Source organism: Enterobacter sp. 120016, assembly GCF_018383635.1.
Lineage (GTDB): Bacteria > Pseudomonadota > Gammaproteobacteria > Enterobacterales > Enterobacteriaceae > Enterobacter > Enterobacter asburiae_D.
The window spans coordinates 1-26,346 of the sequence record NZ_JAHAWC010000025.1 but is presented as its reverse complement, the minus strand read 5'-3'; the positions used below and the strand labels follow the sequence as shown (position 1 = coordinate 26,346).

The following is a 26,346-nucleotide window of genomic DNA, read 5'->3' as shown; positions in this document are numbered from 1 at the left end:
CTTCGCTTACCCGCCCTACTTATTCGTAGGCCCGGTAAGCGGCAGCGCCACCGGGCGAAAAATCTCTAAACAGGTATTCACCGTGCTCAACAAACTCTCTCGTCTGCTGGATCAGGCAGGTATTTCGCTCACCGATCACCAGAAAAATCAGCTGGTGGCCTATGTCGATATGCTGAACAAATGGAACAAAGCGTACAACCTGACCTCAGTACGTGACCCCAACGAGATGCTGGTACGCCATATTCTCGATAGCATTGTGGTTGCCCCCTGGCTGAAAGGTGAGCGTTTCATCGACGTGGGGACAGGACCAGGTTTACCGGGCGTTCCGCTGTCCATTGTTCGCCCTGAGAGCCACTTCACGCTGCTGGACAGCCTCGGCAAGCGCGTGCGCTTTTTACGTCAGGTACAGCATGAGCTGAAGCTTGAGAACATCACGCCCGTGCAGAGCAGGGTAGAGGAGTTCCCGGCGGAGCCTCCGTTTGACGGTGTTATCAGCCGCGCGTTTGCTTCGCTCAATGACATGGTTAGCTGGTGTAAGCACTTGCCCGCAGAGAATGGCCGCTTCTATGCGCTGAAAGGGCAGTTGCCAGGCGATGAGATTGAACAGCTTCCGGATGGATTTGCTGTTGAATCCATCGAGAAATTAAACATTCCTCAGCTCGATGGGGAACGTCATCTGGTGATAATTAAGCCAAACAATTTTTAAAAAATTAATAAAAAATGTGGAATTTGTGCTGTTCTTAGCATGTTAAAAAACAGCACAACTACCGGGGATTTACCGGTGAGCATTTAACCTCTTTTTCACTAAGGTTTTTCTTCCGGTTAACGTAGCGCCTATTATTCACCGAGAAGATAGTCATCTGTGAAAATATAAGTCTGCTAAAAGTGGAAGGCAGTAACCAGAACGCAATGTTAAATATTTATTAAGAATGTCAATAAAAGGTTTTTATTGTGTACTGGGCTGTTTTGAAAATAGTTACGACGTTTTGCTTTTAATTTCATAAAGATAAATTTATGCGATTTGCGTCTTTGATAAATACAACCTTATCGCAAATGTGTGTTTTGTGATCTCGTGCACGCTTTATCGTCAACGTTTTCGCGCTGTTTGCAGTTTTGGTCGAAGGTTGACGCTTTCAGCGAAAGTTAAAAAATAGCGGTGGGGAAAAATATTTAAACATTTATTCACCTTTTCGCTACTTAATGTTTGAAATCACGGGTGCGCACCGTATAATTTGACCGCTTTTTGATGCTTGACTCTGAGCCTTAAAGGACGTTTTATACGACACGCGGCATACCTCGAAGGGAGCAGGAGTAAAAACGTGATGTCTGTGTCGCTCTTGAGTAGAAACGTTGCTCGTAAGCTTCTGTTCGTTCAGTTTCTGGCTGTGATAGCAAGTGGACTGCTGTTTAGCCTCAAAGACCCCTTCTGGGGCATCTCCGCCGTGTGCGGGGGTTTGGCGGTTGTGCTGCCAAACGTGTTGTTTATGATTTTTGCCTGGCGTCATCAGGCGCATACACCCGCCAAAGGCCGCGTGGCCTGGTCCTTCGCCCTCGGCGAAGTGTGTAAGGTGTTGCTGACCTTTGCTCTACTGGTGATGGCGCTGGCGGTTTTGAAAGTGGTCTTCATGCCGCTGATAGCAACGTGGGTTTTGGTGCTGGTGGTACAAGTTCTGGCTCCAGCTGTAATCAATAACAAAGGGTAAAAGGCATCATGGCTTCAGAAAATATGACGCCGCAGGATTACATAGGTCACCATCTGAATAACCTTCAGTTGGACCTGCGTACATTCTCGCTGGTGGATCCACATAACCCCCCGGCCACCTTCTGGACGATCAACATCGACTCCATGTTCTTCTCGGTGGTTTTGGGTCTTCTGTTCCTGGCCATGTTCCGCGGTGTTGCTAAACGAGCGACCAGCGGTGTACCAGGGAAATTCCAGACCTTCATCGAAATGATCATCGGCTTCGTCCATGGCAGCGTCAAAGACATGTACCATGGCAAGAGCAAGCTGATTGCTCCGCTGGCCCTGACCGTGTTCGTTTGGGTCTTCCTGATGAACCTGATGGACCTGCTGCCAATCGATCTGCTGCCGTTTATCGGCGAGCACATCTTCGGCCTGCCTGCGCTGCGTGTTGTACCGTCTGCGGACGTGAACATCACCCTGTCGATGGCGCTGGGCGTATTTATCCTGATTCTTTTCTACAGCATCAAAATGAAAGGCGTAAGCGGCTTTGTGAAAGAGCTTACCTTGCAGCCGTTCAACCACTGGGCGTTTATTCCGGTCAACCTGATCCTGGAAGGCGTTAGCCTGCTGTCCAAACCTGTTTCACTGGGTCTGCGACTGTTCGGCAACATGTATGCGGGTGAGCTGATTTTCATTCTGATCGCGGGTCTTCTGCCGTGGTGGTCACAGTGGATTCTTAATGTGCCATGGGCCATTTTCCACATCCTGATCATTACGCTGCAAGCCTTTATCTTCATGGTTCTGACGATCGTCTATCTGTCGATGGCGTCTGAAGAGCACTGATTTTTTACCAACACTACTACGTTTTAATTGAAACAAACTGGAGACTGTCATGGAAAACCTGAATATGGATCTGCTGTACATGGCTGCCGCTGTGATGATGGGTCTGGCGGCTATCGGTGCTGCGATCGGTATCGGCATCCTCGGGGGCAAATTCCTGGAAGGCGCAGCGCGTCAACCTGATCTGATTCCTCTGCTGCGTACTCAGTTCTTTATCGTTATGGGTCTGGTGGATGCTATCCCAATGATCGCTGTAGGTCTGGGTCTGTACGTGATGTTTGCTGTCGCGTAGTAGTAGTTTTAAAACCCTAAGCCACAGAAATTAAAGAGGTATTGTGCTGTGAACATGAACGCAACAATCCTCGGCCAGGCCATCGCGTTTATTCTCTTTGTCTGGTTCTGCATGAAGTATGTATGGCCGCCTTTAATGGCTGCCATCGAAAAACGTCAGAAAGAAATTGCTGACGGTCTGGCTTCTGCAGAACGCGCTAAGAAAGATTTGGACCTTGCACAGGCCAACGCGACAGACCAGCTGAAAAAAGCGAAAGCGGAAGCTCAGGTAATCATCGAACAGGCTAACAAACGCCGTTCGCAGATCCTGGACGAAGCCAAAGCTGAAGCAGAACAGGAACGTACTAAGATCGTGACACAGGCTCAGGCAGAAATTGATGCTGAGCGTAAACGTGCTCGTGAAGAACTGCGTAAGCAGGTTGCGATTCTGGCTGTTGCTGGCGCCGAGAAGATCATCGAACGTTCCGTGGATGAAGCTGCTAACAGCGACATCGTGGACAAACTTGTCGCTGAACTGTAAGGAGGGAGGGGCTGATGTCTGAATTTGTTACGGTAGCTCGCCCCTACGCCAAAGCAGCTTTTGACTTTGCTGTCGAACACCAAAATGTCGATCGCTGGCAGGATATGCTGGCGTTTGCCGCTGAGGTGACGAAAAACGAACAAATGGCTGAGTTGCTTTCCGGTGCGTTAGCACCTGAAACTCTCGCCGCGTCGTTTATCGCCGTGTGCGGAGAGCAACTGGATGCCAACGGCCAGAACCTGATTAAGGTCATGGCAGAAAATGGTCGTCTCCGTGTGCTCCCGGATGTTCTCGAGCAGTTTGAGCACTTACGTGCCCTTAGTGAAGCAACCGCGGAAGTTGAAGTGACTTCTGCGACTGAACTGAGTAACGAACAGCTTGCGAAAATCACCGCCGCGATGGAAAAACGTCTGTCACGCAAAGTTAAGCTGAATTGCAAAATCGATAAGTCTGTAATGGCAGGCGTAATCATCCGCTCGGGTGATATGGTCATTGATGGCAGCGTACGCGGCCGTCTTGAACGCCTTGCAGACGTCTTGCAGTCTTAAGGGGACTGGAGCATGCAACTGAATTCCACCGAAATCAGCGAACTGATCAAGCAGCGCATTGCTCAGTTCAGTGTTGTGAGTGAAGCTCACAACGAAGGTACTATTGTTTCTGTAAGTGACGGTGTTATCCGCATCCACGGCCTGGCCGATTGTATGCAGGGTGAGATGATTTCCCTGCCGGGTAACCGTTACGCTATCGCACTGAACCTGGAGCGCGACTCCGTAGGTGCAGTTGTGATGGGTCCATACGCTGACCTCGCCGAAGGCATGAAGGTTAAGTGTACTGGCCGTATTCTGGAAGTGCCGGTTGGCCGTGGCCTGCTGGGTCGCGTTGTTAACACCCTGGGTGCGCCAATCGACGGTAAAGGTCCGGTTGAGCACGATGGCTTCTCCCCAATCGAAGTTATCGCACCAGGCGTTATCGACCGTCAGTCCGTAGATCAGCCTGTTCAGACAGGTTATAAGTCCGTTGATGCCATGATCCCAATCGGTCGTGGTCAGCGTGAACTGATCATCGGTGACCGTCAGACCGGTAAAACCGCGATGGCAATCGACGCCATCATCAACCAGCGTGACTCCGGTATCAAATGTGTGTACGTGGCCATCGGCCAGAAAGCGTCCACCATTTCCAACGTGGTCCGTAAACTGGAAGAGCACGGTGCACTGTCTAACACCATCGTTGTGGTAGCAACTGCGTCTGAATCCGCTGCACTGCAATACCTGGCGCCATACGCCGGTTGCGCAATGGGCGAATACTTCCGTGACCGCGGTGAAGATGCGCTGATCGTATACGATGACCTGTCTAAACAGGCTGTTGCTTATCGTCAGGTTTCCCTGCTGCTCCGTCGTCCACCTGGACGTGAAGCGTTCCCTGGCGACGTATTCTACCTCCACTCTCGTCTGCTGGAGCGTGCTTCCCGCGTTAACGCGGAATACGTCGAGAACTTCACCAAAGGTGAAGTGAAGGGTAAAACGGGCTCTCTGACCGCTCTGCCGATCATTGAAACCCAGGCGGGTGACGTTTCTGCGTTCGTTCCGACCAACGTAATCTCTATTACCGATGGTCAGATCTTCCTGGAAACCAACCTGTTTAACTCCGGTATTCGTCCGGCGGTTAACCCGGGTATCTCCGTATCCCGTGTTGGTGGTGCTGCTCAGACCAAGATCATCAAGAAACTGTCCGGTGGTATCCGTACCGCGTTGGCACAGTATCGTGAACTGGCTGCGTTCTCTCAGTTCGCATCCGATCTGGACGAAGCAACCCGTAAACAGCTGAGCCACGGTCAGAAAGTGACCGAGCTGCTGAAGCAGAAACAGTACGCACCAATGTCTGTTGCTCAGCAGGGCCTGGTACTGTTCGCGGCTGAACGCGGTTACCTCGAAGATGTGGAACTGGCGAAAATCGGTAGCTTCGAAGCCGCTCTGCTGGCTTACGTCGACCGTGATCACGCTCCGCTGATGCAAGAGATCAACCAGACCGGTGGCTATAACGACGAAATCGAAGGCAAGCTGAAAGCTATCCTCGATTCCTTCAAAGCAACCCAATCCTGGTAATCGTCCGGCGGCTTGTCTCAGGACAAGCCGCCTGGCATTGAGGAGAAGCTCATGGCCGGCGCAAAAGAGATACGTAGTAAGATCGCAAGCGTCCAGAACACGCAAAAGATCACTAAAGCGATGGAGATGGTCGCCGCTTCCAAAATGCGTAAATCGCAGGATCGCATGGCGGCCAGCCGTCCTTATGCAGAAACCATGCGCAAAGTGATTGGTCACCTTGCAAACGGTAATCTGGAATATAAGCACCCTTACCTGGAAGAACGCGATGTTAAGCGCGTGGGCTACCTGGTGGTGTCGACCGACCGTGGTCTGTGTGGCGGCTTGAACATTAACCTGTTCAAAAAACTGCTGGCGGATATGAAAGCATGGTCTGAAAAAGGCGTTCAGTGCGATATCGCAATGATCGGCTCTAAAGGCGTCTCTTTCTTTAACTCCGTTGGTGGCAACATTGTCGCTCAGGTGACCGGTATGGGTGATAACCCGTCCCTGTCCGAACTGATCGGCCCGGTTAAAGTGATGTTGCAGGCCTATGATGAAGGCCGTCTGGACAGACTGTACGTTGTCAGCAACAAATTCATTAACACCATGTCTCAGGTTCCAACGCTCACTCAGATGCTGCCGTTACCGGCATCAGAAGATGACGAGCTGAAGCAAAAAGCCTGGGATTACCTGTATGAACCCGATCCGAAACCGCTGCTGGATACCCTGCTGCGTCGTTACGTTGAATCTCAGGTTTATCAGGGCGTTGTAGAAAACCTGGCCAGCGAGCAGGCCGCACGAATGGTGGCGATGAAAGCCGCGACCGATAATGGCGGCAGCCTGATTAAAGAGCTGCAGTTGGTTTACAACAAAGCTCGTCAGGCCAGCATTACTCAGGAACTCACCGAGATCGTCTCGGGGGCCGCCGCGGTTTAACCAGGTTTACGAATTACGTAGAGGATTCAAGATGGCTACTGGAAAGATTGTCCAGGTAATCGGCGCCGTGGTGGACGTCGAGTTCCCTCAGGACGCCGTACCACGCGTGTACGACGCGCTTGAGGTACAGAATGGTAACGAGAGCCTGGTGCTGGAAGTTCAGCAGCAGCTCGGCGGCGGTATCGTGCGTACCATCGCGATGGGTTCTTCCGACGGTCTGCGTCGTGGTCTGGAAGTCAAAGACCTTGAGCACCCGATCGAAGTCCCGGTAGGTAAAGCAACACTGGGTCGTATCATGAACGTATTGGGTCAACCAATCGACATGAAAGGCGACATCGGTGAAGAAGAGCGTTGGGCTATCCACCGCGCGGCACCTTCCTACGAAGAGCTGTCCAGCTCTCAGGAACTGCTGGAAACCGGTATCAAAGTTATCGACCTGATGTGTCCGTTCGCGAAGGGCGGTAAAGTCGGTCTGTTCGGTGGTGCGGGTGTTGGTAAAACTGTAAACATGATGGAGCTGATCCGTAACATCGCGATCGAGCACTCCGGTTACTCTGTGTTTGCGGGCGTAGGTGAACGTACTCGTGAGGGTAACGACTTCTACCACGAAATGACCGACTCCAACGTTCTGGACAAAGTTTCCCTGGTTTACGGCCAGATGAACGAGCCACCAGGAAACCGTCTGCGCGTTGCGCTGACCGGTCTGACTATGGCTGAGAAGTTCCGTGACGAAGGCCGTGACGTTCTGCTGTTCGTTGATAACATCTATCGTTACACCCTGGCCGGTACGGAAGTATCTGCACTGCTGGGTCGTATGCCTTCAGCGGTAGGTTATCAGCCTACGCTGGCGGAAGAGATGGGTGTTCTTCAGGAACGTATCACCTCTACCAAAACCGGTTCTATCACCTCCGTTCAGGCGGTATACGTACCTGCGGATGACTTGACTGACCCATCTCCAGCAACCACCTTTGCGCACTTAGATGCAACCGTGGTACTGAGCCGTCAGATCGCGTCTCTGGGTATCTACCCAGCCGTTGACCCGCTGGACTCCACCAGCCGTCAGCTGGATCCACTGGTTGTGGGTCAGGAACACTACGACACCGCGCGTGGCGTACAGTCCCTGCTGCAGCGTTACCAGGAACTGAAAGACATCATCGCCATCCTGGGTATGGATGAACTGTCTGAAGAAGACAAACTGGTGGTAGCACGTGCGCGTAAGATCCAGCGCTTCCTGTCCCAGCCATTCTTCGTTGCGGAAGTATTCACCGGTTCTCCGGGTAAATACGTTTCCCTGAAAGACACCATCCGTGGCTTTAAAGGCATCATGGAAGGCGAATACGATCACCTGCCGGAGCAGGCGTTCTACATGGTTGGTTCCATCGACGAAGCCGTGGAAAAAGCCAAAAAACTTTAACGCCTTAATCGGAGGGTGATATGGCAATGACTTACCACCTGGACGTCGTCAGCGCAGAGCAACAAATGTTCTCTGGTCTGGTCGAGAAAATCCAGGTAACGGGTAGTGAAGGTGAACTGGGTATTTTCCCGGGTCACGCACCGCTGCTCACCGCCATTAAGCCTGGTATGATCCGCATCGTTAAACAGTTCGGTCACGAAGAGTTTATCTATCTGTCCGGCGGCATTCTTGAAGTGCAGCCTGGCAGTGTGACCGTTCTGGCCGATACCGCTATCCGTGGCCAGGATCTCGACGAAGCGCGAGCCCTGGAATCGAAGCGTAAGGCTGAAGAGCACATTAGCAGCTCTCATGGTGACGTGGATTACGCTCAGGCGTCTGCGGAGCTGGCCAAAGCGATCGCGAAACTGCGCGTTATCGAGTTGACCAAAAAAGCGATGTAACACCGGCTTGAAAAGCACAAAAGCCAGTCTGGATACCAGGCTGGCTTTTTTTTTCGGCCTTAATTCATGATGAAAAAGATGTAGAATTTTAAGCATCAAACGTTTTTACTTCACACTCAAACTACCGTCAGGATGCGTATGTCAAACAGTGCGATGAGCGTGGTGATCCTTGCCGCTGGCAAAGGGACCCGCATGTATTCCGATCTGCCTAAGGTGCTCCACACGCTTGCAGGAAAGCCAATGGTGCAGCATGTCATTGATGCAGCGAATGAACTGGGTGCCAGTCAGGTCCACCTGGTTTACGGCCACGGCGGCGATCTGCTTAAAAAGACGCTGAGCGATGACAAGCTCAACTGGGTGCTTCAGGCCGAACAGTTGGGTACAGGCCATGCGATGCAGCAGGCAGCGCCCTTCTTTGCGGATGACGAAGACATTTTGATGCTCTACGGCGATGTTCCGCTGATCTCCGTTGAAACCCTGACTCGCCTGCGTGAAGCCAAACCGCAGGGTGGCATCGGTTTGTTGACCGTCGTGCTGGACGATCCAAGCGGTTATGGCCGCATCACCCGTGAAAACGGCAACGTCACGGGTATTGTTGAGCATAAAGATGCCAGCGACGAACAGCGCCAGATTCAGGAGATCAACACCGGTATCCTGATTGCCAATGGCGCGGATATGAAGCGCTGGCTGTCCAAACTCAACAACAACAACGCGCAGGGTGAATACTACATCACCGACATCATTGCGATGGCGTACCACGAAGGGCGTGAAATTGCCGCCGTTCATCCGGCGCGCATTAGCGAAACGGACGGCGTGAACAACCGCCTGCAGCTTTCCCGTCTTGAGCGTATTTATCAGTCCGAGCAGGCCGAAAAACTGCTGCTGGCGGGCGTGATGCTGCGCGATCCGGCACGTTTCGATCTGCGTGGTTCGTTATCTCACGGGCGTGACGTTGAAATTGATACTAACGTTATCCTCGAAGGTCACGTCACGCTGGGCAATCGCGTCAAAATTGGCGCCGGCTGCGTGATTAAAAACAGCGTCATCGGTGACGACTGCGAAATCAGCCCGTACAGCGTGGTGGAAGATGCCCGTCTGGATGCCGCCTGTACCATCGGCCCGTTTGCGCGTCTGCGCCCGGGCGCTGAGCTGCTGGAAGGCGCTCACGTGGGTAATTTCGTGGAAATGAAAAAAGCGCGTCTGGGTAAAGGCTCGAAAGCCGGTCATCTGACCTACCTGGGCGACGCGGAAATTGGCAATAACGTGAATATTGGTGCAGGGACTATTACCTGTAACTATGACGGCGCGAATAAGTTTAAAACCATCATCGGTGACGACGTGTTCGTTGGCTCCGATACGCAGCTGGTGGCGCCTGTTACCGTGGGTAACGGGGTGACCATTGCCGCCGGAACAACCGTTACGCGCGATGTGGCCGAGAACGAGCTGGTGTTAAGCCGCGTTCCGCAGGTCAGCAAGCAGGGCTGGAAACGCCCGGTGAAGAAAAAGTAACGGATTTACCCCTCACCCTAACCCTCTCCCCATAGGGGAGAGGGGATCGTTCGGTGCGGTGTTTTTCTCCCTCGCCCCTTTGGGGAGAGGGCCGGGGTGAGGGGATAATATAATCCTCCCCCCACAAGCAGTACCCATAAAAATAACCCCACTCTCTACAAGGCTCGGGGCGCCCGGAAAGGGCAAATACAGGTCAGCGACAACGCAGGCATAATGCCTAAATTCGGAATCTAAAATTATGTGTGGAATTGTTGGCGCAGTTGCGCAGCGTGATATTGCTGAAATCCTTCTCGAAGGTTTACGTCGTCTGGAATACCGTGGTTACGACTCAGCCGGTCTGGCTGTCGTCGATGCAGAAGGTCATATGACCCGTCTGCGTCGTCTCGGTAAAGTGCAGATGCTGGCCCAGGCCGCGGAAGAACATCCGCTGCACGGTGGTACCGGTATTGCGCACACCCGCTGGGCGACGCACGGCGAACCGTCTGAAGGTAACGCGCACCCGCATGTGTCTGAACACATCGTGGTCGTGCACAACGGCATTATCGAAAACCACGAACCGCTGCGCGAAGAACTGAAAGCGCGCGGCTACACCTTCGTCTCTGAAACTGACACCGAAGTGATTGCTCACCTGGTGCACTGGGAGCTGGAGCAGGGCGGCACACTGCGTGATGCGGTGCTGCGTGCTATCCCTCAGCTGCGCGGTGCGTACGGTACGGTAATCATGGATTCCCGCGACCCGTCCACGCTGCTGGCCGCGCGTTCCGGTAGCCCGATGGTTATCGGTCTGGGCATGGGCGAAAACTTCATCGCTTCTGACCAGCTGGCGCTCCTGCCGGTTACCCGTCGCTTTATCTTCCTCGAAGAGGGTGATATCGCGGAAGTAACTCGCCGCAGCGTGACCGTATTCGATACCAAAGGCGAGCAGGTGAAACGTCAGGAGATCGAATCGAATCTGCAGTACGACGCGGGCGACAAAGGCGCTTACCGTCACTACATGCAGAAAGAGATTTACGAGCAGCCAAACGCCATCAAAAACACCCTGACCGGGCGCATCAGCCACGGTGAGGTTGACCTGAGCGAGCTGGGCGCAAACGCGAACGAACTGCTTGGCAAGGTCGAGCATATTCAGATCGTGGCCTGCGGCACCTCCTACAACTCCGGTATGGTTTCTCGCTACTGGTTTGAATCCCTGGCGGGCGTGCCGTGCGATGTGGAAATCGCATCTGAATTCCGCTATCGCAAATCCGCTGTGCGTCGTAACAGCCTGATGATCACCCTTTCCCAGTCCGGCGAAACGGCGGACACGCTGGCCGCGCTGCGTCTCTCTAAAGAGCTGGGTTACCTGGGCTCGCTGGCCATCTGTAACGTCCCTGGCTCCTCGCTGGTGCGTGAATCCGATCTGGCGCTGATGACCAAAGCGGGTACCGAAATCGGCGTGGCCTCCACCAAAGCGTTTACCACTCAGCTGACCGTTCTGCTGATGCTGGTGGCGAAGCTGGCGCGCCTGAAAGGCGAAGATGCTTCCGTTGAGCACGATATCGTTCACGGCCTGCAGGCGCTGCCGAGCCGTATTGAGCAGATGCTGTCTCAGGACAAACGCATTGAAGCGCTGGCGGAAGATTTCTCTGACAAACATCACGCCCTGTTCCTGGGTCGTGGCGATCAGTATCCGATTGCGCTGGAAGGCGCGCTGAAGCTGAAAGAGATCTCCTACATTCACGCTGAAGCCTATGCGGCAGGCGAGCTGAAACACGGCCCGCTGGCGCTGATTGACGCGGATATGCCGGTCATCGTTGTGGCACCAAACAACGAACTGCTGGAAAAACTGAAATCTAACATCGAAGAAGTCCGCGCCCGCGGTGGTGTCCTGTACGTCTTCGCCGACAAAGATGCCGGTTTTGTCAGCAATGACAACATGCACATCATCGAGATGCCGCATGTGGAAGAGGTGATTGCACCAATCTTCTACACCGTTCCGCTGCAGCTGCTGGCCTATCACGTTGCGCTGATCAAAGGCACCGACGTTGACCAGCCGCGTAACCTGGCGAAATCGGTTACCGTAGAATAATCCCTTCAGGCTCCACCTTCGGGTGGAGCTTTTTTATCCCGCCCGGTTTGTTTTTCATCAATCCTTTCTCATTTTTAATAATGACAATTTGTCATCTTCAGCTACTTTTTTCAGTGTCACATAAAGAAAATATTTCTGAAAACGTCTTGTCATAAAAGTGGCTAACACGATGAAAATTAAGCTTTCTTTTGCTGGTTTTTAAGTGAAATTTTCGTTGTCATAAAACTGTCATAATTCGTACATTTATCTGTCACTTGTTTGTCCTATTTTGCTCATCGTAGCCACTAAACAACGATTTACGAAAATCTTGCAGGAGACATTATGAAAGTTATGCGTACCACTGTCGCAACTGTTGTCGCCGCGACCTTATCTCTGAGCGCGTTCTCTGTATTTGCAGAAGCAAGCCTGACTGGCGCTGGTGCAACCTTCCCTGCGCCGGTGTATGCCAAATGGGCGGATACCTACCAGAAAGAAACCGGTAACAAGGTTAACTATCAGGGTATCGGCTCCTCCGGTGGCGTTAAACAAATTACCGCGAACACGGTTGATTTCGGCGCATCAGACGCTCCGCTGTCTGACGACAAACTGGCTCAGGAAGGCCTGTTCCAGTTCCCGACCGTGATCGGTGGCGTGGTCCTGGCCATCAACCTGCCGGGCGTGAAGTCGGGTGAGCTGGTGCTGGACGGCAAAACCCTGGGTGACATCTACCTGGGCAAAATCAAAAAATGGGATGACGAAGCGATCGCTAAACTCAACCCAGGCCTGAAGCTGCCTTCTCAGAACATCGCCGTGGTTCGCCGCGCGGATGGTTCCGGTACCTCTTTCGTGTTCACCAGCTACCTGGCAAAAGTGAACGAAGAGTGGAAGTCTAAAGTCGGCTCCGGCTCTACCGTTAACTGGCCAACCGGTCTGGGCGGTAAAGGTAACGACGGTATCGCCGCGTTCGTACAGCGTCTGCCTGGCTCAATTGGTTACGTAGAGTATGCGTACGCTAAGCAGAACAACCTGTCCTACACCAAACTGGTTTCAGCCGACGGCAAACCGGTTAGCCCGACCGAAGAGAACTTTGCTAACGCTGCTAAAGGCGCTGACTGGAGCAAATCGTTCGCGCAGGATCTGACTAACCAGAAAGGCGAAGGTGCATGGCCAATCACCTCTACCACCTTCATCCTGGTTCACAAAGAGCAGAAGAAACCTGAGCAGGGCACCGAAGTGCTGAAGTTCTTCGACTGGGCGTACAAAAACGGCGGCAAACAGGCTAACGCCCTGGATTACGCCACCCTGCCGGACAGCGTGGTTGAGCAGATTCGTGCTGCATGGAAAACCAACGTGAAAGACAGCAGCGGTAAAGCGCTGTACTAACAGGATATATTTAACGAAGATGGCGGGTGGCGCTGACGCTTACCCGCCCTACGGTTTAAGCTGTAGGCCCGGTAAGCGTCAGCGCCACCGGGCATATTCGTAAAAACGTCTCAAACAGAAGAGTAATTTATGGCTGCAACCAAGCCTGCATTTAACCCTCCGGGTAAAAAAGGTGACATGATTTTCAGCGCGCTGGTAAAACTGGCTGCGCTGATTGTGCTATTGCTGCTGGGCGGCATTATCGTGTCTCTGATTTTCTCCTCATGGCCGAGCATCCAGAAATTCGGTTTCTCCTTCCTGTGGACCAAAGAGTGGGACGCACCGAACGACATCTACGGTGCCCTGGTGCCGATTTACGGCACGCTGGTGACCTCGTTCATCGCCCTGCTGATTGCGGTTCCGGTGAGCTTTGGTATTGCCCTGTTCCTGACGGAGCTGGCGCCGGGCTGGCTGCGACGCCCGCTGGGTATTGCCATCGAACTGCTGGCGGCCATTCCGAGTATCGTTTACGGCATGTGGGGCCTGTTCATCTTTGCTCCGCTGTTTGCCACATACTTCCAGGAACCGGTCGGTAACGTTCTTTCTGCCATTCCGTTTGTGGGTGCCCTGTTCTCTGGCCCGGCTTTCGGTATCGGCATTCTGGCGGCAGGTGTGATCCTCGCCATCATGATTATTCCGTACATTGCGGCGGTTATGCGCGATGTCTTCGAACAAACACCGGTGATGATGAAAGAGTCGGCCTACGGGATCGGCTGCACCACCTGGGAAGTTATCTGGCGCATTGTCCTTCCGTTCACCAAAAATGGGGTGATCGGGGGTGTGATGCTGGGCTTAGGTCGCGCGCTGGGTGAAACCATGGCTGTCACCTTTATCATCGGTAACACCTACCAGCTCGACAGCGTGTCGCTCTACATGCCGGGTAACAGTATTACCTCGGCGCTGGCGAATGAATTTGCGGAAGCGGAATCAGGGCTGCACGTGGCGGCGCTGATGGAACTGGGTCTGATTCTGTTCGTTATCACCTTCATTGTTCTGGCGATTTCCAAGCTGATGATTATGCGCCTCGCTAAAAATGAGGGAGCACGCTAATGGCCACTCTCGAAATGCAAGCTACCGCTGAACTGGCGGAATCCCGCCGTAAAATGCAGGCCAGACGCCGCATGAAAAACCGTATTGCCCTGTCGCTCTCTATGGCGACGATGGCATTCGGCCTGTTCTGGCTGGTCTGGATCCTCTTCTCGACGGTCGTTCGCGGGATTGACGGGATGTCACTGTCGCTGTTCACCGAAATGACGCCGCCGCCGAACACGGCGGGTGGTGGCCTGGCGAACGCCCTGGCGGGAAGCGGCCTGCTGATCCTCTGGGCGACGGTCTTCGGCACGCCGCTGGGCATCATGGCGGGCATCTACCTGGCAGAGTACGGTCGTAAATCCTGGCTGGCGGAAGTGATTCGCTTCATCAACGACATTCTGCTGTCAGCCCCGTCTATCGTCGTGGGTCTGTTTGTTTACACCGTGGTGGTGGCGCAGATGGAGCACTTCTCCGGCTGGGCGGGTGTGATTGCACTGGCGCTGCTGCAGGTGCCGATTGTTATTCGTACCACCGAGAACATGCTGAAACTGGTGCCGGACAGCCTGCGTGAAGCGGCTTATGCGCTGGGTACGCCGAAATGGAAGATGATCTCTGCGATTACGCTGAAGGCGTCCGTCTCCGGGATCATGACCGGTATCCTGCTGGCGGTTGCGCGTATCGCGGGTGAAACGGCGCCGCTGCTGTTTACGTCCCTCTCCAATCAGTTCTGGAGCACGGACATGATGCAGCCGATCGCCAACCTGCCGGTGACGATCTTTAAATTTGCGATGAGCCCATTCGCGGAATGGCAGCAGCTGGCCTGGGCCGGGGTGCTGATCATTACCCTTTGCGTACTGTTGCTGAACATTCTGGCGCGCGTCATTTTCGCGAAGAAGAAACACGGTTAATTTTTTACGGCGCGGCAGCTCGTGGCGCCGAATGAGGAAATGAGTCAATGAGTATGGTTGATACTGCCCCGGGTAAGATTCAGGTTCGTGATTTGAACTTCTACTACGGCAAATTCCATGCCCTGAAGAACATCAACCTGGATATCGCAAAGAACCAGGTCACGGCATTTATCGGTCCGTCCGGCTGTGGAAAATCCACGCTGCTGCGTACCTTTAACAAAATGTATTCGCTCTATCCGGAGCAGCGCGCTGAAGGTGAAATCATCCTGGACGGCGAAAACATTCTGACCCAGGCTCAGGATATCGCCCTGCTGCGCGCCAAAGTGGGGATGGTGTTCCAGAAACCAACGCCGTTCCCGATGTCCATTTATGACAACATCGCCTTTGGCGTTCGCCTGTTCGAAAAGCTCTCCCGTGCCGATATGGACGAGCGCGTACAGTGGGCTTTGACCAAGGCCGCATTATGGAACGAAACCAAAGATAAGTTGCACCAGAGCGGTTACTCTCTCTCCGGTGGCCAGCAGCAGCGTCTGTGCATTGCGCGCGGTATTGCTATTCGCCCGGAAGTGTTGCTGCTGGATGAGCCGTGTTCAGCGCTGGACCCGATCTCAACTGGCCGTATTGAAGAGCTGATTACCGAGCTGAAGCAGGATTACACCGTGGTTATCGTGACCCATAACATGCAGCAGGCTGCACGTTGTTCCGATCACACGGCGTTTATGTACCTGGGCGAGTTGATTGAGTTCAGCGATACGGACGCGCTGTTCACCAGGCCCGCGAAGAAACAAACCGAAGATTATATTACTGGCCGCTACGGTTGATTTGCCTTAGTGCATGTGGAGAAACCATGGACAACCTCAATCTTAATAAACACATTTCAGGCCAGTTCAACGCAGAGCTGGAAAGCATTCGCACGCAGGTGATGACCATGGGCGGCATGGTTGAGCAGCAGCTTTCTGATGCGATTACGGCAATGCACAACCAGGACAGCGAGCTGGCGAAGCGCGTCATTGAAGGCGACAAAAACGTCAACATGATGGAAGTCGCTATCGACGAGGCCTGCGTGCGCATTATCGCGAAACGTCAGCCGACGGCGAGCGACCTGCGTCTGGTGATGGCGATCATCAAAACCATCGCCGAGCTGGAGCGTATTGGTGACGTTGCGGATAAAATCTGCCGCACCGCGCTGGAGAAATTCTCTCAGCAGCACCAGCCGCTGCTGGTGAGCCTGGAGTCGCTAGGCCGCCACACCGTGCAGATGCTGCACGACGTGCTGGATGCCTTTGCGCGTATGGATTTGGACGAAGCGGTGCGTATCTACCGTGAAGACAAGAAGGTCGACCAGGAGTATGAAGGCATCGTGCGTCAGCTGATGACCTACATGATGGAAGATTCACGTACGATCCCAAGCGTACTGACTGCCCTGTTCTGCGCGCGCTCCATCGAGCGTATCGGCGACCGCTGCCAGAACATTTGCGAATACATTTTCTACTTCGTGAAAGGTCAGGACTTCCGTCACGTGGGCGGCGACGAGCTGGACAAGCTGCTGGCGGGTAAAGATCCGAAAGAGTGATGTTTGTGGCGGGTGGCGCTAACACTTACCCGCCCTACGAGTCTTGTAGGCCGGATAAGCACTAGCGCCATCCGGCTTTGTTTTTTCAGCGAGTAATATTCCACCCGCGTGCCTTCCACAATTCAGGCAACTGCGCCAGATCGGTAAAGGTCGTCACGTTGGGATGATCGATCGGCTTGTTGTGGGGATCGGCGCAGAAGTAAAACACCTCCATCCCCGCATCAATCCCCGACTGCGCGCCCGCAGATGAGTCATCCACCAGAATGCAGTTCTCTACGTTAACGTTCATCGCTTTTGCCGCATGGAACATCAGCGCCGGGTCTGGCTTCCAGCGCTGGATATCGTAGCCGCTGAACAGATTTTCCGGGAAATGGTGCAACATCTCAAGCTTGCCCAGCGAGTGCTGCATTTTGCTGACCGGGCCGTTAGAGACGACGCAGATTGGCACCGTCATCGCATCCAGCAGCGCGTTAGCCCCGGAGATAACCTCCAACTCGGAGTCAAACAGGCGTGCGACCTCGGCGCGGTACACCGGTTCCAGATCCGCTTTCGCCAGATCCACACCGTGTTCTTCGTTAATGATGTCGATGATCTCGTAGAGCTTCACGCCCTTAAAGCGTTTAAACACCTCTTCGAGTTCCAGCGTAATGCCAAATTCCTGGAACATAGTGACATACGCGCGGGAACAAATGACCTCACTGTCGACCAGCGTTCCGTCGCAGTCGAAAAATACCGCTTCAATTCCGGACATGCCTTTCCCTTTTAACAGGTTTAACGTTTACGTACGGCAGTTCACCGGGACGCAATCGTTGCCGTATAAGCAAAATCAATGAAAAAAGTATCACGTAACCGCCACTATTGTCGCATTTTGGTATAGGATAGCGACGAATTTTCCCTCCTTGTTCGGAAATTGATGATGAGTCAACAACACACTACCCAGACATCTGGTCAGGGTCTGCTTGAGCGCGTTTTCAAACTGCGCGAGCACGGCACAACGGCACGCACCGAAGTGATCGCTGGTTTCACCACCTTCCTGACGATGGTCTATATCGTTTTTGTGAACCCTCAAATTCTGGGCGTTGCTGGCATGGATACCAGCGCCGTCTTTGTAACCACCTGCCTGATTGCGGCCCTTGGCAGCATTCTGATGGGTGTGTTCGCGAACCTGCCGGTTGCGCTGGCACCGGCGATGGGCCTGAATGCGTTCTTCGCGTTCGTGGTCGTTCAGGCGATGGGTCTGCCGTGGCAGGTTGGCATGGGTGCCATCTTCTGGGGCGCGGTTGGCCTGCTGCTGCTGACCATTTTCCGCGTGCGTTACTGGATGATTGCTAACATTCCTGTGAGCCTGCGCGTGGGCATCACCAGCGGTATTGGTCTGTTTATCGGTATGATGGGGCTGAAAAACGCCGGCGTTATCGTCGCTAACCCGGATACGCTGGTGAGCATCGGTCACCTGACCTCTCATAACGTGCTGCTGGGCGTGCTGGGCTTCTTTATCATCGCGATCCTGGCTTCCCGCAATATTCACGCGGCGGTGCTGGTGTCCATCGTGGTGACCACCCTGCTGGGCTGGATGCTGGGCGACGTTCACTATAACGGTATCGTCTCCGCGCCACCGAGCGTCTCTACCGTGATTGGTCACGTCGATCTGGCGGGTTCCCTGAACCTGGGCCTGGCGGGCGTGATTTTCTCCTTCATGCTGGTCAACCTGTTTGACTCCTCCGGCACGCTGATTGGCGTGACCGATAAAGCGGGTCTGGCGGATGAAAAAGGGAAATTCCCGCGCATGAAGCAGGCGCTGTTTGTGGACAGCGTCTCCTCTGTGACCGGTGCTTTTATCGGAACCTCGTCTGTTACCGCGTACATTGAATCTTCTTCCGGCGTGTCCGTGGGCGGCCGTACCGGCCTGACGGCGGTGGTCGTGGGTATTCTGTTCCTGCTGGTGATCTTCCTCTCTCCGCTGGCGGGTATGGTTCCACCGTATGCGGCAGCCGGCGCGCTGATTTATGTGGGTGTGCTGATGACCTCCAGCCTGTCACGCGTGAAGTGGGATGATTTAACCGAAGCGGTGCCGGCGTTTATTACCGCCGTGATGATGCCGTTCAGCTTCTCGATTACCGAAGGTATTGCGCTGGGCTTTATCTCTTACTGCGTAATGAAGATCGGTACCGGCCGCTTCCGCGACCTCAGCCCATGCGTGATTGTTGTGGCGCTGCTGTTTGTGCTGAAGATTGTGTTTATTGACGCGCACTAAGGTGCGGTTTGTGGTGTCAGGTGGCGCTTCGCTTACCTGACCTACTGACGAGTGTAGGCCCGGTAAGCGCTAGCGCCACCGGGCTTTTTTATCAGGCTTTAACCCGCTTAATGTAATCCCCAAACGCCGTCAGCTGGCCAGACAGATGATCGCGCGTGCTCTGATCCACCACTTCACCCGTTTGCGGGTCGACCTTGTTCTGAATCACACCACCCATAAATTCCGGCTTGTTCATGACCATCGCATCCAGGAATACCAGGATCTGGCGCAGATGATACTGGCAGCGCGCGCCGCCAATCGCGCCCATTGAGCTGGTCTGGATCAGCACCGGTTTGCCTGACAGCGGCTGCTCGGGTAAACGGGACAGCCAGTCAATGGCATTCTTCAGGCCACCCGGAACCGAGTAGTTATACTCCGGCGTGACGATGACCACCCCGTCGGCCTGGCGGATCTGCTCTGCCAGCGCCTCAACGCTCTGCGGGAACCCTTCTTCCTGCTGGACATCCGCATCATACAGCGGAATATCGCCAATAGACGGCAGGGCGCTAACTTCCATTCCTGCCGGTGCCAGCTGTGGCAGCGTGCGGGCAACCATCCCGTTAAATGAACCTTTGCGCAGGCTTCCCAGTAACGTAACTACTTTCAACGTATCAGACATGATTACTCCTGTTTCATCATGATGACCCTGATTGGATCAGCTAAGGGTGAATGCTTTTTCTGCCGGTAAACTGGTTAAACGCATCAGGCGCGCGGCGGGCTCGTTGGCGCGCTCGGGCACATCAGGAAGGCTACGCCATCCCTGTTGACTGTCAAATTCCCAGATTTTCATGCGTTCGATGGCGGGGGTAACCGCAATGGACCAAATGAGCACATCCTCTGCGTCACTGAGCGCCTCTACCAGCGTGGCCTGAGTGGCACGAAGACGTCCGGAGCCTGGCAGCAGCTGCAGCAGGCTGGCGTCGTCTGAGGCGCATCCACAGAGCTTGCGAATGCTCTGGCGCAAGGTAATGAGCTGGGCTCTGGCTTCGACAGGATCGTTCTGGTTGCGGACCCACAGCTTCTCATTGCTGGATAGCGGATAGTCTTCATGCGCATTACCGCCATGGAAGCTGCGCGTCGCGCGCTGAAGTTCCATGTCGAGCCCACAATCCCCTTCGGTGGTCAGCGCGACGCCAATGATATTGCCCGCGTAGGCAATCGAAAAACGAGGGAGATCCGGGTCGGCAAAGACCGGGCGGCCTTCGGGTTGGGTAATGATGTCCGGCAGCTCGCTGGTGCCGTACAGCATAAACAGCAGTTCTGCGAGAAGCGCTCTGGACGCTAAAAACCGCGTTCTGCGGTGCTCCGGGAGAGTGAGTGCTTCACTGTGACAGGCCGAAGAAATTCTTGCCGATACGAGACGTCCTTCCGTAAGTATCCCTCTTGCAAAGTGCGTAGCCATTTTTCGCTCCTTGATAATGGTCGTAATCGGTTAAACGGTTACATGATTATCGCTTAACTTGACTCCTGTTTTAATCAGTAAATGGGAGTAAGAGAAGCCTTAGGACCGAACTTTACATTTTCTTAGGCAAAAATTGGATCGCTGGCACCGTACAGCGCCTTGATGGTCTCCCGCAGCCAGAGGATTTTCGGATTATGGCTGTTCCGTTTATGCCAGATCAGCGTGAAGGGAACGGTAAGCTTTTCAGCCTGCGCTTCATCAATGGGAATAGGCAGCGCGATCAGCTTCCGCTGGTGGAGTTGATTGTAGTGATGACAGTAGTACGGAGCCGTGGCGATATAGCTATGCCCGGGCTGGGCTGCCATAAACATCGACTGCTCAAAGCCCGGCACGCACATGGCAATATTTCTCTCTCGACCCATCTCCTTTAGCACTTCGTCCAGCGCCCAGGTGTCGCTGCGTTCCCAGAAGATGCTGATATGCGGATAGCGCAGGAAGGTTTCGAGGTTCCACTCATCCTGAAGCGCGGGGTGGTCCTCGCGCAGATACACGCACGGACGGTCGCTGAACAGGATCTCGTAGTCGATAAACCATGGCAACAGCTTCAGCAGCTCGCGGGAGCGCGGATGCGTTTCTCGGCCGGTAAAGCCAAGGTCTACCTCTCCACGCGTTATGGCATCCAGCGAATCGTAATCCCAGTGGCGCATCTTCACCGTCGCCTGCGGATAGCGCTGGTTCACCTGCTCCAGCAGGGCGTTAAAGCGGATCAGCATCAGCGGCGTTTCGGCGGCCAGCACGAACGTCAGCCCGCCTGGCGAATCATGGTGAAATTTATCGAGGATCTGGTTGCCGATCTGCATCCACTCGGCCAGATCCTGCTCCAGGCTTACCGTCAGCGGGGTTGGCAGCAGCCCTAACGGCGTTTTGACAAACAGCGGGTCGTCAAACCAGTCGCGCAGCTTGGCCAGTGATTTACTCACCGCCGACGGCGTCACGTTCATCCGCTTCGCCGCTTTGGTGACGCTGCGCTCCTGCAGCAAAAGCTGCAGGCAAAGCAAGAGATTAAGATCGAGACTGCTGATGGGCTTCTTCATAATGCGCCGCGGGCCGGATGACCATAAGTAAGGTAATGCACAGTATGCTACAGCCAATCAGAACCCCGATCAGCATATTCAGCGCGTTAAGCCCGATGACCGCCGCCAGCCAAATCCACAGCGACGAGCCGCAGACCTGCGCGATCCCCAGCACCGAGCTTGCCACGCCTGCCCGCAGCGAGAAGGGGCCAAGCGCCTGGCTCATCGCCACGCCAAAGCCAACCGAGAACCCGGCACAAATGAGGGTAATACCCACCAGCATTACCGCATGTGAGCTGGCGGTCGCCAGGAGCACGCCCGCCGTGAGGAATAAAACCTGTGAGGTCAGCATCAATGTGCGCTGGCTGAAAACATTTAGTGCAAACGGGGTAGAGAACGAGACCGCCATACTGACCATGGCGGTTAATGCCATCACCGTTGAATACTCGCCGCGATCGAAGCCCATGGTTTCCATCAGTAAAACCGGGGAAACGTTTACATAGGTCAGGATCACCGCCACGCTTAAGGTGGTCACGGCCAGACGACTGAGGAAAAAGCGGTTAAGCAGCTTCTCGGCGGGGTGAATCGTTGGAGTATGACCGGTATTCTGCGAGCCCGGGTGGGTCTCTTTCAGCACAGTGATGGACAGGATAAACACCAGCGCGCCCATTGCCGCCATGGTCCAGAACAGGCTCTGCCACGGGAATTTCAGCATGATCAGATAACCCACGACCGGGGCCAGCACCGGGATGATGCAGGTAATACCGTTCAGCATCGACAGCACCTTAGCGCGACGCTGGGCGCTTAGGGTGTCTCGCAAAATGGCAAAAGCGACGACGTAACAGCCACCGGCTCCAATGCCCTGAATGAAGCGGCCTGACAGGAACACGGTGCTGTTCTGCGCCTGTGAGCAGAGAAGAGAGGCCAGGGCAAAAATGATGGCACCCGTTATGGCGACAGGCTGACGGCCTGCCTTATCCGCGATCTTCCCGGCAAACACCATCGACGACGCCATCCCCGCAAGGTAGGCCGAAAACGCGATGTGCAGCTGCGCTTCGCTGGCACCCAGATCGCGGGCGATATGGGGCAATCCCACCAGATACATATCAATACCAGACGGATAAAGCAGAACTAATGCGAAACTACAAAACAGAAAACGCGCCATAAACCCCCCATAGATGCAGGCATGCAGGATAGGGGGTGAAAAGGGATTAGGCGAGTTGCCATTTGGACAATGGTGATTTCCTGAGAGGAAATTGCTTAATGATTAATTTAGATATCGGTTAAGGATCGTAAAGATGCTGTTGCCCATAAACTCTCAATTGTGCCTGATATATTTCATCAATTTTCGCAGCCCTGAATACTTCATTTCTCGACTTATGTTCATCCTCATACAGCCACACCCGGCGCGGCGTGAAAGCAATGGCGGTCAGACGCTCCCGTTCGTCATGGCTGAAGTGCCATTCCCCGGTGGCGGTGTCGGTGATGCGCGACAGCAGATTCCGGGGACGCCAGTCATAGTTCCATGACACTGGCTATCCACCAACGCCAGCGCTAATCAGCCGCCCGACACTGAATTTTTTGCCGTCACCCCGCAAGTAATAAGACAACGGTAGTGGAAAATCAGAACGAACTGAGAACCTGGTGATAGCTACCGCAGGCTGTGGAAATGATCCCTGCATATGTTGATATTATTAGGTGGGCGCGATCAGAAAAAGAAGAGCACGCAAATTCAGAATTGTGCCTGATATATATCAGGCAACCTGTTACAGATTATTTTAATTTACTGAGAGGACATGAATAAAATTATTTTTGAATGTTAATGGATATTGTTTCAGATGTGATTTTTTCCAAAATTCCAACTGAATGCTCAAGCATGCCCAGTATGTCCCTTATGGACAACTCGCTGCCGGACGCGGGATTTGAGATCTGAACGGGCGTGAGTGTGAAGATTTCGGAGTGGGTATTATGTTGACGGTTGACGGTTGACGGTTGACGGTTGACGGTTGATGGTGGACGGTGGCTAGTTGCAGGTGCTGCGCGAGCAGTTTTATCAGGCTAAACAATTGGTTAATGGAATTAAGGACGGGGTGTTTAGTGTACTCAACGGTGGTTAAATAATAAAAAGCCGGGAAGATTTAATTTCTTTCCCAGCTTTTGTTTTGAACATTAAGGCTTATGTTTTTTTAAAATATCTATGGCGCACTCCACGACTGTATCAAGTTTACTTTCTTCAGCCAGAGAGAAATTTGCATACTGAGCCATTGCTCGACACATAGATAATTCTTTAATAGATTCCAGTGCATCATTTTGTTTTTTTATAGCCTCATATTTCAACATGAAAAAATCAGCCGATGCTTTCTTGCTACTATTATTTAATTCAACTATCAGTTCATTTATAGCATTTAATAAGTTTTCTATTTTCATTTCCAAAGTACCCTTGTTGTGTTTGTTACCCAAACTTTAGGCACATTTAATATAACAGCCTGATACCCTCCACCAGGATAACCTGGACCTTGAGCCGCTGCGGGTCCTTCACTTAGCCATGTACCTTGAGGAACCTTGAATTTAGATACATCTGTAATATTTATCCCCCAGTCATGTCGAATGGCAAGACCTTGTCTCAAGGCATTTTCAGATGAGAAATTTTCATTAGACAGCTAGGAGTATTTTCTGCCTGTTCTATTATCTACGCCATGATATTTATAAAGAAAATCATCTTGTGTAAGTTTTCTATTTTTATATATTCCACCCTCAAACGTCTCTGCTATATTATCAGGCAGTTTAGGCCCGGGGTAAGAATTATTTATATTTGTTTTACACAACCCAAGCGGATCGGTGTATTTCAGTGGATTCGGCACATACGCATACGGGTTAGTTCCCCCCGCCAGCCCCACCGGGTCCGGACTCAGGTACCGCCCCACGCCCGGATCGTAATACCGGTGCCTGTTGTAGTATAACCCACTTTCCGCGTCATGATACTGCCCCTGAAAGCGCAGCGGCTGATTTATCCCTGCAGTATCAGCATGATGCACCTGACCGTAGCTGCGCAGCATGGCTGACCACACGACGCCGCCCCGGACATCGCGCAGCTCAAGCGGCGTGCCGAGGTGGTCGCAGACGTAGTGATACACCCCGGCGTTCGCCTCCCGTCCGCAGAGCATGAGCAGCGGGCGGAAGTCATGTTCATCCTCATACAGCCACACCCGGCAGGACGCATCGCGGAGTGCCTCCTGCAGTTGCGGATTATCCGGCAGCCTGCCGGGCCAGAAGCGTCCGGCATCACACTCGCCGAGCAGGCGCTCTCCCTGCCAGAAAAAGCGGCGGGCAGTGCGGGCAAGTACATCCTCCTTCAGAATACGGCGCCCCAGGGCATCGTACTGATAACGATAATGCGCGGTCTCCTGACCCCGTACCCGGCAGCGGTAGCCGGTCAGGTTGCCGGCGGCATCGTGCGTGAAGGACTCCCACCAAGGCCCGCGGTCAACGGGTACCTGATAGCGGGATAGCTACCGAAGACTGTGGAGATTAATCCTGTATACGCCAATGATATTGGGGGAATAACGTCAAAAAAGAGATTGCATGTAAATTCAGAATTGTGCCTGATATATGTTGCTCGACCGTTACATGCTGTTGTAAATGGGATGCTGAAATTAACAGTAAATTTTAATTTATTTAGGCGTTTTTAGATTTTTTCTTTTTATTGCTAACTGGATTGCTTTTTTATATTGGCTACAATGAGTTTGTGATCGGACAAAGTGTAACGAGGTGCAGGAATTACGCGAGCAGCTGTGTAAGGATAAACAGCTGCTTTAGTGGGAGGGTGGTTAGTGTACTGAACGAGAGTTGAATAACAAAAGACGGGAAGTTTAAATTCTTCCCGTAATTAAAGTATTTATATCATTTCCAGCGTTGGTCTAAATATGGTTCGATTGAATCAATAACAATTATTTCCGCGGTACAGGATAAATGATATTTTTCTCCGTTATCAATAGAAATCATTATTTCATTACCTATTCTTTTAATGACTGGTGAGCATATAAAACCTACTCGCTCACCTCGTAAATTCAACTTATTTACCCCGACAAGTGTTAACGTTATAGACAACCCATTAAACTCTATGTCTCTCCATTTGTCTGGTGTTTTTTTTGGTATGGATTTCGTATTAAAACATATATTTATTTTTGAGATGTCATAAAATAGAAAGCTCTCAAGTTCAGAATTATCAAGGGATAATTCATTATTAAACATGTATTTAATTTTTTCTTTTCCATGAGCAAAATCAAACCACATAATTATAATCCTCTGGGAAAGTTATAATGGTCATATGAACCACTGACAGAACCATTTTTCGAACCGTTCCCGGTTTCAGAGTTTAATGGTCTTAAGTTAAAATGCGGCCCTTGATTTCCCTGAGTACCTACAGGACCGTACGTGTGCCCGGCTGAATGTTCCTGAATAACGACTCTGGAACCGTCTGGTCGTGTATAATGATATTCTCTTGATTCTAGTATATTAAAATCGCTGTCTTTTATTGCATGTCCGTCTCTATCAGTTAGTGGAGCTTTTTTTATGGTTATCGGTTGCTGGCTCATTGGAATACCGGTATCCCTTTTCGCAGCCCTGAACGCTTCATTTCTCGACTTAAATAGAGCACTACATCCAGTAAGCCCTAACGGATCGATCCAACCCAGCGGGTCCGGCACGTACGCATACAGATTCAGCCCACCATCCAGCCCCACCGGGTCCGGACTCAGGTACCGCCCCACGCCCGGATCGTAATACCGTGCCTGTTGTAGTATAACCCACTTTCCCCGTCATGATACTGCCCCTGAAAGCGCAGCGGCTGATTTATCCCTGCAGTATCAGCATGATGCACCT

At 52.9% G+C, this 26,346-nt stretch carries 28 protein-coding genes and 1 pseudogene; 18 read left to right on the top strand and 11 right to left on the bottom strand.

Annotation, left to right across the window (positions count from 1 at the left end; genetic code table 11):
• The first annotated feature begins 82 nt into the window (after positions 1 to 82).
• The 17 genes from rsmG (at position 83) to phoU (ending at position 16,697) form a co-directional block, all read left to right on the top strand.
• Positions 83 to 706: a 16S rRNA (guanine(527)-N(7))-methyltransferase RsmG gene (gene rsmG, locus KIF87_RS21860; protein ID WP_121423348.1), complete on the top strand. Its 624-nt coding sequence runs from the start codon at positions 83 to 85 to the stop codon at positions 704 to 706.
• Between the two features lie 616 nt (positions 707 to 1,322).
• Positions 1,323 to 1,703, top strand: coding sequence for a F0F1 ATP synthase subunit I (atpI, locus tag KIF87_RS21855; RefSeq protein ID WP_023333920.1), 381 nt, complete (start codon positions 1,323 to 1,325; stop codon positions 1,701 to 1,703).
• Positions 1,704 to 1,711: 8 nt separating this feature from the next.
• Positions 1,712 to 2,527 carry a F0F1 ATP synthase subunit A gene (gene atpB, locus KIF87_RS21850; protein WP_023309789.1) on the top strand — a complete coding sequence of 272 codons (816 nt, stop codon included), beginning with the start codon at positions 1,712 to 1,714 and terminating at the stop codon, positions 2,525 to 2,527.
• Between the two features lie 49 nt (positions 2,528 to 2,576).
• Positions 2,577 to 2,816, top strand: a complete 240-nt coding sequence (gene atpE, locus KIF87_RS21845; protein ID WP_000429386.1) for a F0F1 ATP synthase subunit C — start codon at positions 2,577 to 2,579, stop codon at positions 2,814 to 2,816.
• Between the two features lie 48 nt (positions 2,817 to 2,864).
• On the top strand, positions 2,865 to 3,335 hold the full coding sequence (atpF, locus tag KIF87_RS21840) for a F0F1 ATP synthase subunit B (RefSeq protein ID WP_014072436.1): 471 nt from the start codon (positions 2,865 to 2,867) through the stop codon (positions 3,333 to 3,335).
• A gap of 14 nt (positions 3,336 to 3,349) precedes the next feature.
• Positions 3,350 to 3,883, top strand: coding sequence for a F0F1 ATP synthase subunit delta (gene atpH, locus KIF87_RS21835; RefSeq protein ID WP_023309790.1), 534 nt, complete (start codon positions 3,350 to 3,352; stop codon positions 3,881 to 3,883).
• A 12-nt stretch (positions 3,884 to 3,895) separates the two neighbouring features.
• A complete protein-coding gene (atpA, locus tag KIF87_RS21830; RefSeq protein ID WP_006808751.1) occupies positions 3,896 to 5,437 on the top strand; it encodes a F0F1 ATP synthase subunit alpha in 1,542 nt (513 codons plus the stop codon).
• A gap of 51 nt (positions 5,438 to 5,488) precedes the next feature.
• Positions 5,489 to 6,352, top strand: a complete 864-nt coding sequence (gene atpG, locus KIF87_RS21825) for a F0F1 ATP synthase subunit gamma (protein WP_008500191.1) — start codon at positions 5,489 to 5,491, stop codon at positions 6,350 to 6,352.
• 31 nt (positions 6,353 to 6,383) lie between these two features.
• A complete protein-coding gene (gene atpD, locus KIF87_RS21820) occupies positions 6,384 to 7,766 on the top strand; it encodes a F0F1 ATP synthase subunit beta (RefSeq protein WP_006177559.1) in 1,383 nt (460 codons plus the stop codon).
• 20 nt (positions 7,767 to 7,786) lie between these two features.
• Positions 7,787 to 8,206, top strand: coding sequence for a F0F1 ATP synthase subunit epsilon (locus KIF87_RS21815; RefSeq protein WP_006177560.1), 420 nt, complete (start codon positions 7,787 to 7,789; stop codon positions 8,204 to 8,206).
• Between the two features lie 138 nt (positions 8,207 to 8,344).
• Positions 8,345 to 9,715 carry a bifunctional UDP-N-acetylglucosamine diphosphorylase/glucosamine-1-phosphate N-acetyltransferase GlmU gene (gene glmU / locus KIF87_RS21810; protein ID WP_213330674.1) on the top strand — a complete coding sequence of 457 codons (1,371 nt, stop codon included), beginning with the start codon at positions 8,345 to 8,347 and terminating at the stop codon, positions 9,713 to 9,715.
• A 238-nt stretch (positions 9,716 to 9,953) separates the two neighbouring features.
• Complete coding sequence (gene glmS / locus KIF87_RS21805; RefSeq protein WP_023309792.1) at positions 9,954 to 11,783, top strand: glutamine--fructose-6-phosphate transaminase (isomerizing); 1,830 nt, start codon at positions 9,954 to 9,956, stop codon at positions 11,781 to 11,783.
• 321 nt (positions 11,784 to 12,104) lie between these two features.
• Entirely contained in the window at positions 12,105 to 13,145 is a 1,041-nt protein-coding gene (pstS, locus tag KIF87_RS21800) for a phosphate ABC transporter substrate-binding protein PstS (RefSeq protein WP_063145553.1), read from the top strand.
• Positions 13,146 to 13,274: 129 nt separating this feature from the next.
• On the top strand, positions 13,275 to 14,234 hold the full coding sequence (gene pstC / locus KIF87_RS21795; protein ID WP_023333924.1) for a phosphate ABC transporter permease PstC: 960 nt from the start codon (positions 13,275 to 13,277) through the stop codon (positions 14,232 to 14,234).
• The gene (gene pstA / locus KIF87_RS21790; RefSeq protein ID WP_023309794.1) at positions 14,234 to 15,124 is read left to right on the top strand and encodes a phosphate ABC transporter permease PstA; all 891 of its coding nucleotides are present in this window, start codon (positions 14,234 to 14,236) and stop codon (positions 15,122 to 15,124) included. The genes pstC and pstA overlap by 1 nt, the downstream gene beginning before the upstream one ends.
• Before the next feature lie 47 nt (positions 15,125 to 15,171).
• A complete protein-coding gene (gene pstB / locus KIF87_RS21785; protein WP_010426574.1) occupies positions 15,172 to 15,945 on the top strand; it encodes a phosphate ABC transporter ATP-binding protein PstB in 774 nt (257 codons plus the stop codon).
• A 26-nt stretch (positions 15,946 to 15,971) separates the two neighbouring features.
• On the top strand, positions 15,972 to 16,697 hold the full coding sequence (phoU, locus tag KIF87_RS21780) for a phosphate signaling complex protein PhoU (RefSeq protein ID WP_008500182.1): 726 nt from the start codon (positions 15,972 to 15,974) through the stop codon (positions 16,695 to 16,697).
• Between the two features lie 85 nt (positions 16,698 to 16,782).
• On the opposite strand, the gene yieH is transcribed toward phoU, so the two are convergent.
• Positions 16,783 to 17,448, bottom strand: a complete 666-nt coding sequence (yieH, locus tag KIF87_RS21775) for a 6-phosphogluconate phosphatase (RefSeq protein WP_213330673.1) — start codon at positions 17,446 to 17,448, stop codon at positions 16,783 to 16,785.
• 165 nt (positions 17,449 to 17,613) lie between these two features.
• Here yieH and adeP point away from each other — a divergent pair, with 165 nt between their 5' ends.
• A complete protein-coding gene (gene adeP, locus KIF87_RS21770) occupies positions 17,614 to 18,951 on the top strand; it encodes an adenine permease AdeP (protein WP_147429993.1) in 1,338 nt (445 codons plus the stop codon).
• A 91-nt stretch (positions 18,952 to 19,042) separates the two neighbouring features.
• Here adeP and KIF87_RS21765 read toward each other — a convergent pair whose 3' ends face one another.
• The 10 genes and pseudogenes from KIF87_RS21765 to KIF87_RS23630 all read right to left on the bottom strand — a co-directional run.
• On the bottom strand, positions 19,043 to 19,609 hold the full coding sequence (locus KIF87_RS21765) for an NADPH-dependent FMN reductase (protein ID WP_121423352.1): 567 nt from the start codon (positions 19,607 to 19,609) through the stop codon (positions 19,043 to 19,045).
• A 36-nt stretch (positions 19,610 to 19,645) separates the two neighbouring features.
• Positions 19,646 to 20,392, bottom strand: coding sequence for a 4'-phosphopantetheinyl transferase family protein (locus KIF87_RS21760; protein WP_063145549.1), 747 nt, complete (start codon positions 20,390 to 20,392; stop codon positions 19,646 to 19,648).
• A 122-nt stretch (positions 20,393 to 20,514) separates the two neighbouring features.
• A complete protein-coding gene (gene yidZ / locus KIF87_RS21755; protein WP_213330671.1) occupies positions 20,515 to 21,486 on the bottom strand; it encodes an HTH-type transcriptional regulator YidZ in 972 nt (323 codons plus the stop codon).
• Entirely contained in the window at positions 21,455 to 22,630 is a 1,176-nt protein-coding gene (locus tag KIF87_RS21750; RefSeq protein WP_213330669.1) for an MFS transporter, read from the bottom strand. Before KIF87_RS21750 ends, yidZ begins: the two co-directional genes overlap by 32 nt.
• 118 nt (positions 22,631 to 22,748) lie before the next feature.
• The gene (locus KIF87_RS21745; protein ID WP_213330667.1) at positions 22,749 to 22,997 is read right to left on the bottom strand and encodes a hypothetical protein; all 249 of its coding nucleotides are present in this window, start codon (positions 22,995 to 22,997) and stop codon (positions 22,749 to 22,751) included.
• A 637-nt stretch (positions 22,998 to 23,634) separates the two neighbouring features.
• Complete coding sequence (locus KIF87_RS21740) at positions 23,635 to 23,892, bottom strand: hypothetical protein (RefSeq protein WP_213330665.1); 258 nt, start codon at positions 23,890 to 23,892, stop codon at positions 23,635 to 23,637.
• Positions 23,893 to 24,125: 233 nt separating this feature from the next.
• Positions 24,126 to 24,599: an RHS repeat-associated core domain-containing protein gene (locus KIF87_RS21735; protein ID WP_213330663.1), complete on the bottom strand. Its 474-nt coding sequence runs from the start codon at positions 24,597 to 24,599 to the stop codon at positions 24,126 to 24,128.
• A gap of 766 nt (positions 24,600 to 25,365) precedes the next feature.
• A complete protein-coding gene (locus KIF87_RS21730; RefSeq protein ID WP_213330661.1) occupies positions 25,366 to 25,758 on the bottom strand; it encodes an Imm50 family immunity protein in 393 nt (130 codons plus the stop codon).
• A gap of 2 nt (positions 25,759 to 25,760) precedes the next feature.
• Positions 25,761 to 26,150, bottom strand: coding sequence for an HNH/endonuclease VII fold putative polymorphic toxin (locus KIF87_RS23340; RefSeq protein ID WP_502757632.1), 390 nt, complete (start codon positions 26,148 to 26,150; stop codon positions 25,761 to 25,763).
• Positions 26,133 to 26,346: pseudogene (locus KIF87_RS23630) on the bottom strand (RHS repeat-associated core domain-containing protein); the annotation flags it as partial. The gene KIF87_RS23340 and the pseudogene KIF87_RS23630, both read right to left, overlap by 18 nt.

Coding starts and splice junctions, on each gene's coding strand:
- atpI (WP_023333920.1), top strand. CDS start 1,323: ATGTCTGTGTCGCTCTTGAGTAGAAACGTTGCTCGTAAGCTTCTGTTC.
- atpB (WP_023309789.1), top strand. CDS start 1,712: ATGGCTTCAGAAAATATGACGCCGCAGGATTACATAGGTCACCATCTG.
- atpE (WP_000429386.1), top strand. CDS start 2,577: ATGGAAAACCTGAATATGGATCTGCTGTACATGGCTGCCGCTGTGATG.
- atpH (WP_023309790.1), top strand. CDS start 3,350: ATGTCTGAATTTGTTACGGTAGCTCGCCCCTACGCCAAAGCAGCTTTT.
- atpA (WP_006808751.1), top strand. CDS start 3,896: ATGCAACTGAATTCCACCGAAATCAGCGAACTGATCAAGCAGCGCATT.
- atpG (WP_008500191.1), top strand. CDS start 5,489: ATGGCCGGCGCAAAAGAGATACGTAGTAAGATCGCAAGCGTCCAGAAC.
- atpD (WP_006177559.1), top strand. CDS start 6,384: ATGGCTACTGGAAAGATTGTCCAGGTAATCGGCGCCGTGGTGGACGTC.
- KIF87_RS21815 (WP_006177560.1), top strand. CDS start 7,787: ATGGCAATGACTTACCACCTGGACGTCGTCAGCGCAGAGCAACAAATG.
- glmU (WP_213330674.1), top strand. CDS start 8,345: ATGTCAAACAGTGCGATGAGCGTGGTGATCCTTGCCGCTGGCAAAGGG.
- glmS (WP_023309792.1), top strand. CDS start 9,954: ATGTGTGGAATTGTTGGCGCAGTTGCGCAGCGTGATATTGCTGAAATC.
- pstS (WP_063145553.1), top strand. CDS start 12,105: ATGAAAGTTATGCGTACCACTGTCGCAACTGTTGTCGCCGCGACCTTA.
- pstC (WP_023333924.1), top strand. CDS start 13,275: ATGGCTGCAACCAAGCCTGCATTTAACCCTCCGGGTAAAAAAGGTGAC.
- pstA (WP_023309794.1), top strand. CDS start 14,234: ATGGCCACTCTCGAAATGCAAGCTACCGCTGAACTGGCGGAATCCCGC.
- pstB (WP_010426574.1), top strand. CDS start 15,172: ATGAGTATGGTTGATACTGCCCCGGGTAAGATTCAGGTTCGTGATTTG.
- phoU (WP_008500182.1), top strand. CDS start 15,972: ATGGACAACCTCAATCTTAATAAACACATTTCAGGCCAGTTCAACGCA.
- yieH (WP_213330673.1), bottom strand. CDS start 17,448: ATGTCCGGAATTGAAGCGGTATTTTTCGACTGCGACGGAACGCTGGTC.
- adeP (WP_147429993.1), top strand. CDS start 17,614: ATGAGTCAACAACACACTACCCAGACATCTGGTCAGGGTCTGCTTGAG.
- KIF87_RS21765 (WP_121423352.1), bottom strand. CDS start 19,609: ATGTCTGATACGTTGAAAGTAGTTACGTTACTGGGAAGCCTGCGCAAA.
- KIF87_RS21760 (WP_063145549.1), bottom strand. CDS start 20,392: ATGGCTACGCACTTTGCAAGAGGGATACTTACGGAAGGACGTCTCGTA.
- yidZ (WP_213330671.1), bottom strand. CDS start 21,486: ATGAAGAAGCCCATCAGCAGTCTCGATCTTAATCTCTTGCTTTGCCTG.
- KIF87_RS21750 (WP_213330669.1), bottom strand. CDS start 22,630: ATGGCGCGTTTTCTGTTTTGTAGTTTCGCATTAGTTCTGCTTTATCCG.
- KIF87_RS21740 (WP_213330665.1), bottom strand. CDS start 23,892: ATGAAAATAGAAAACTTATTAAATGCTATAAATGAACTGATAGTTGAA.
- KIF87_RS21730 (WP_213330661.1), bottom strand. CDS start 25,758: ATGTGGTTTGATTTTGCTCATGGAAAAGAAAAAATTAAATACATGTTT.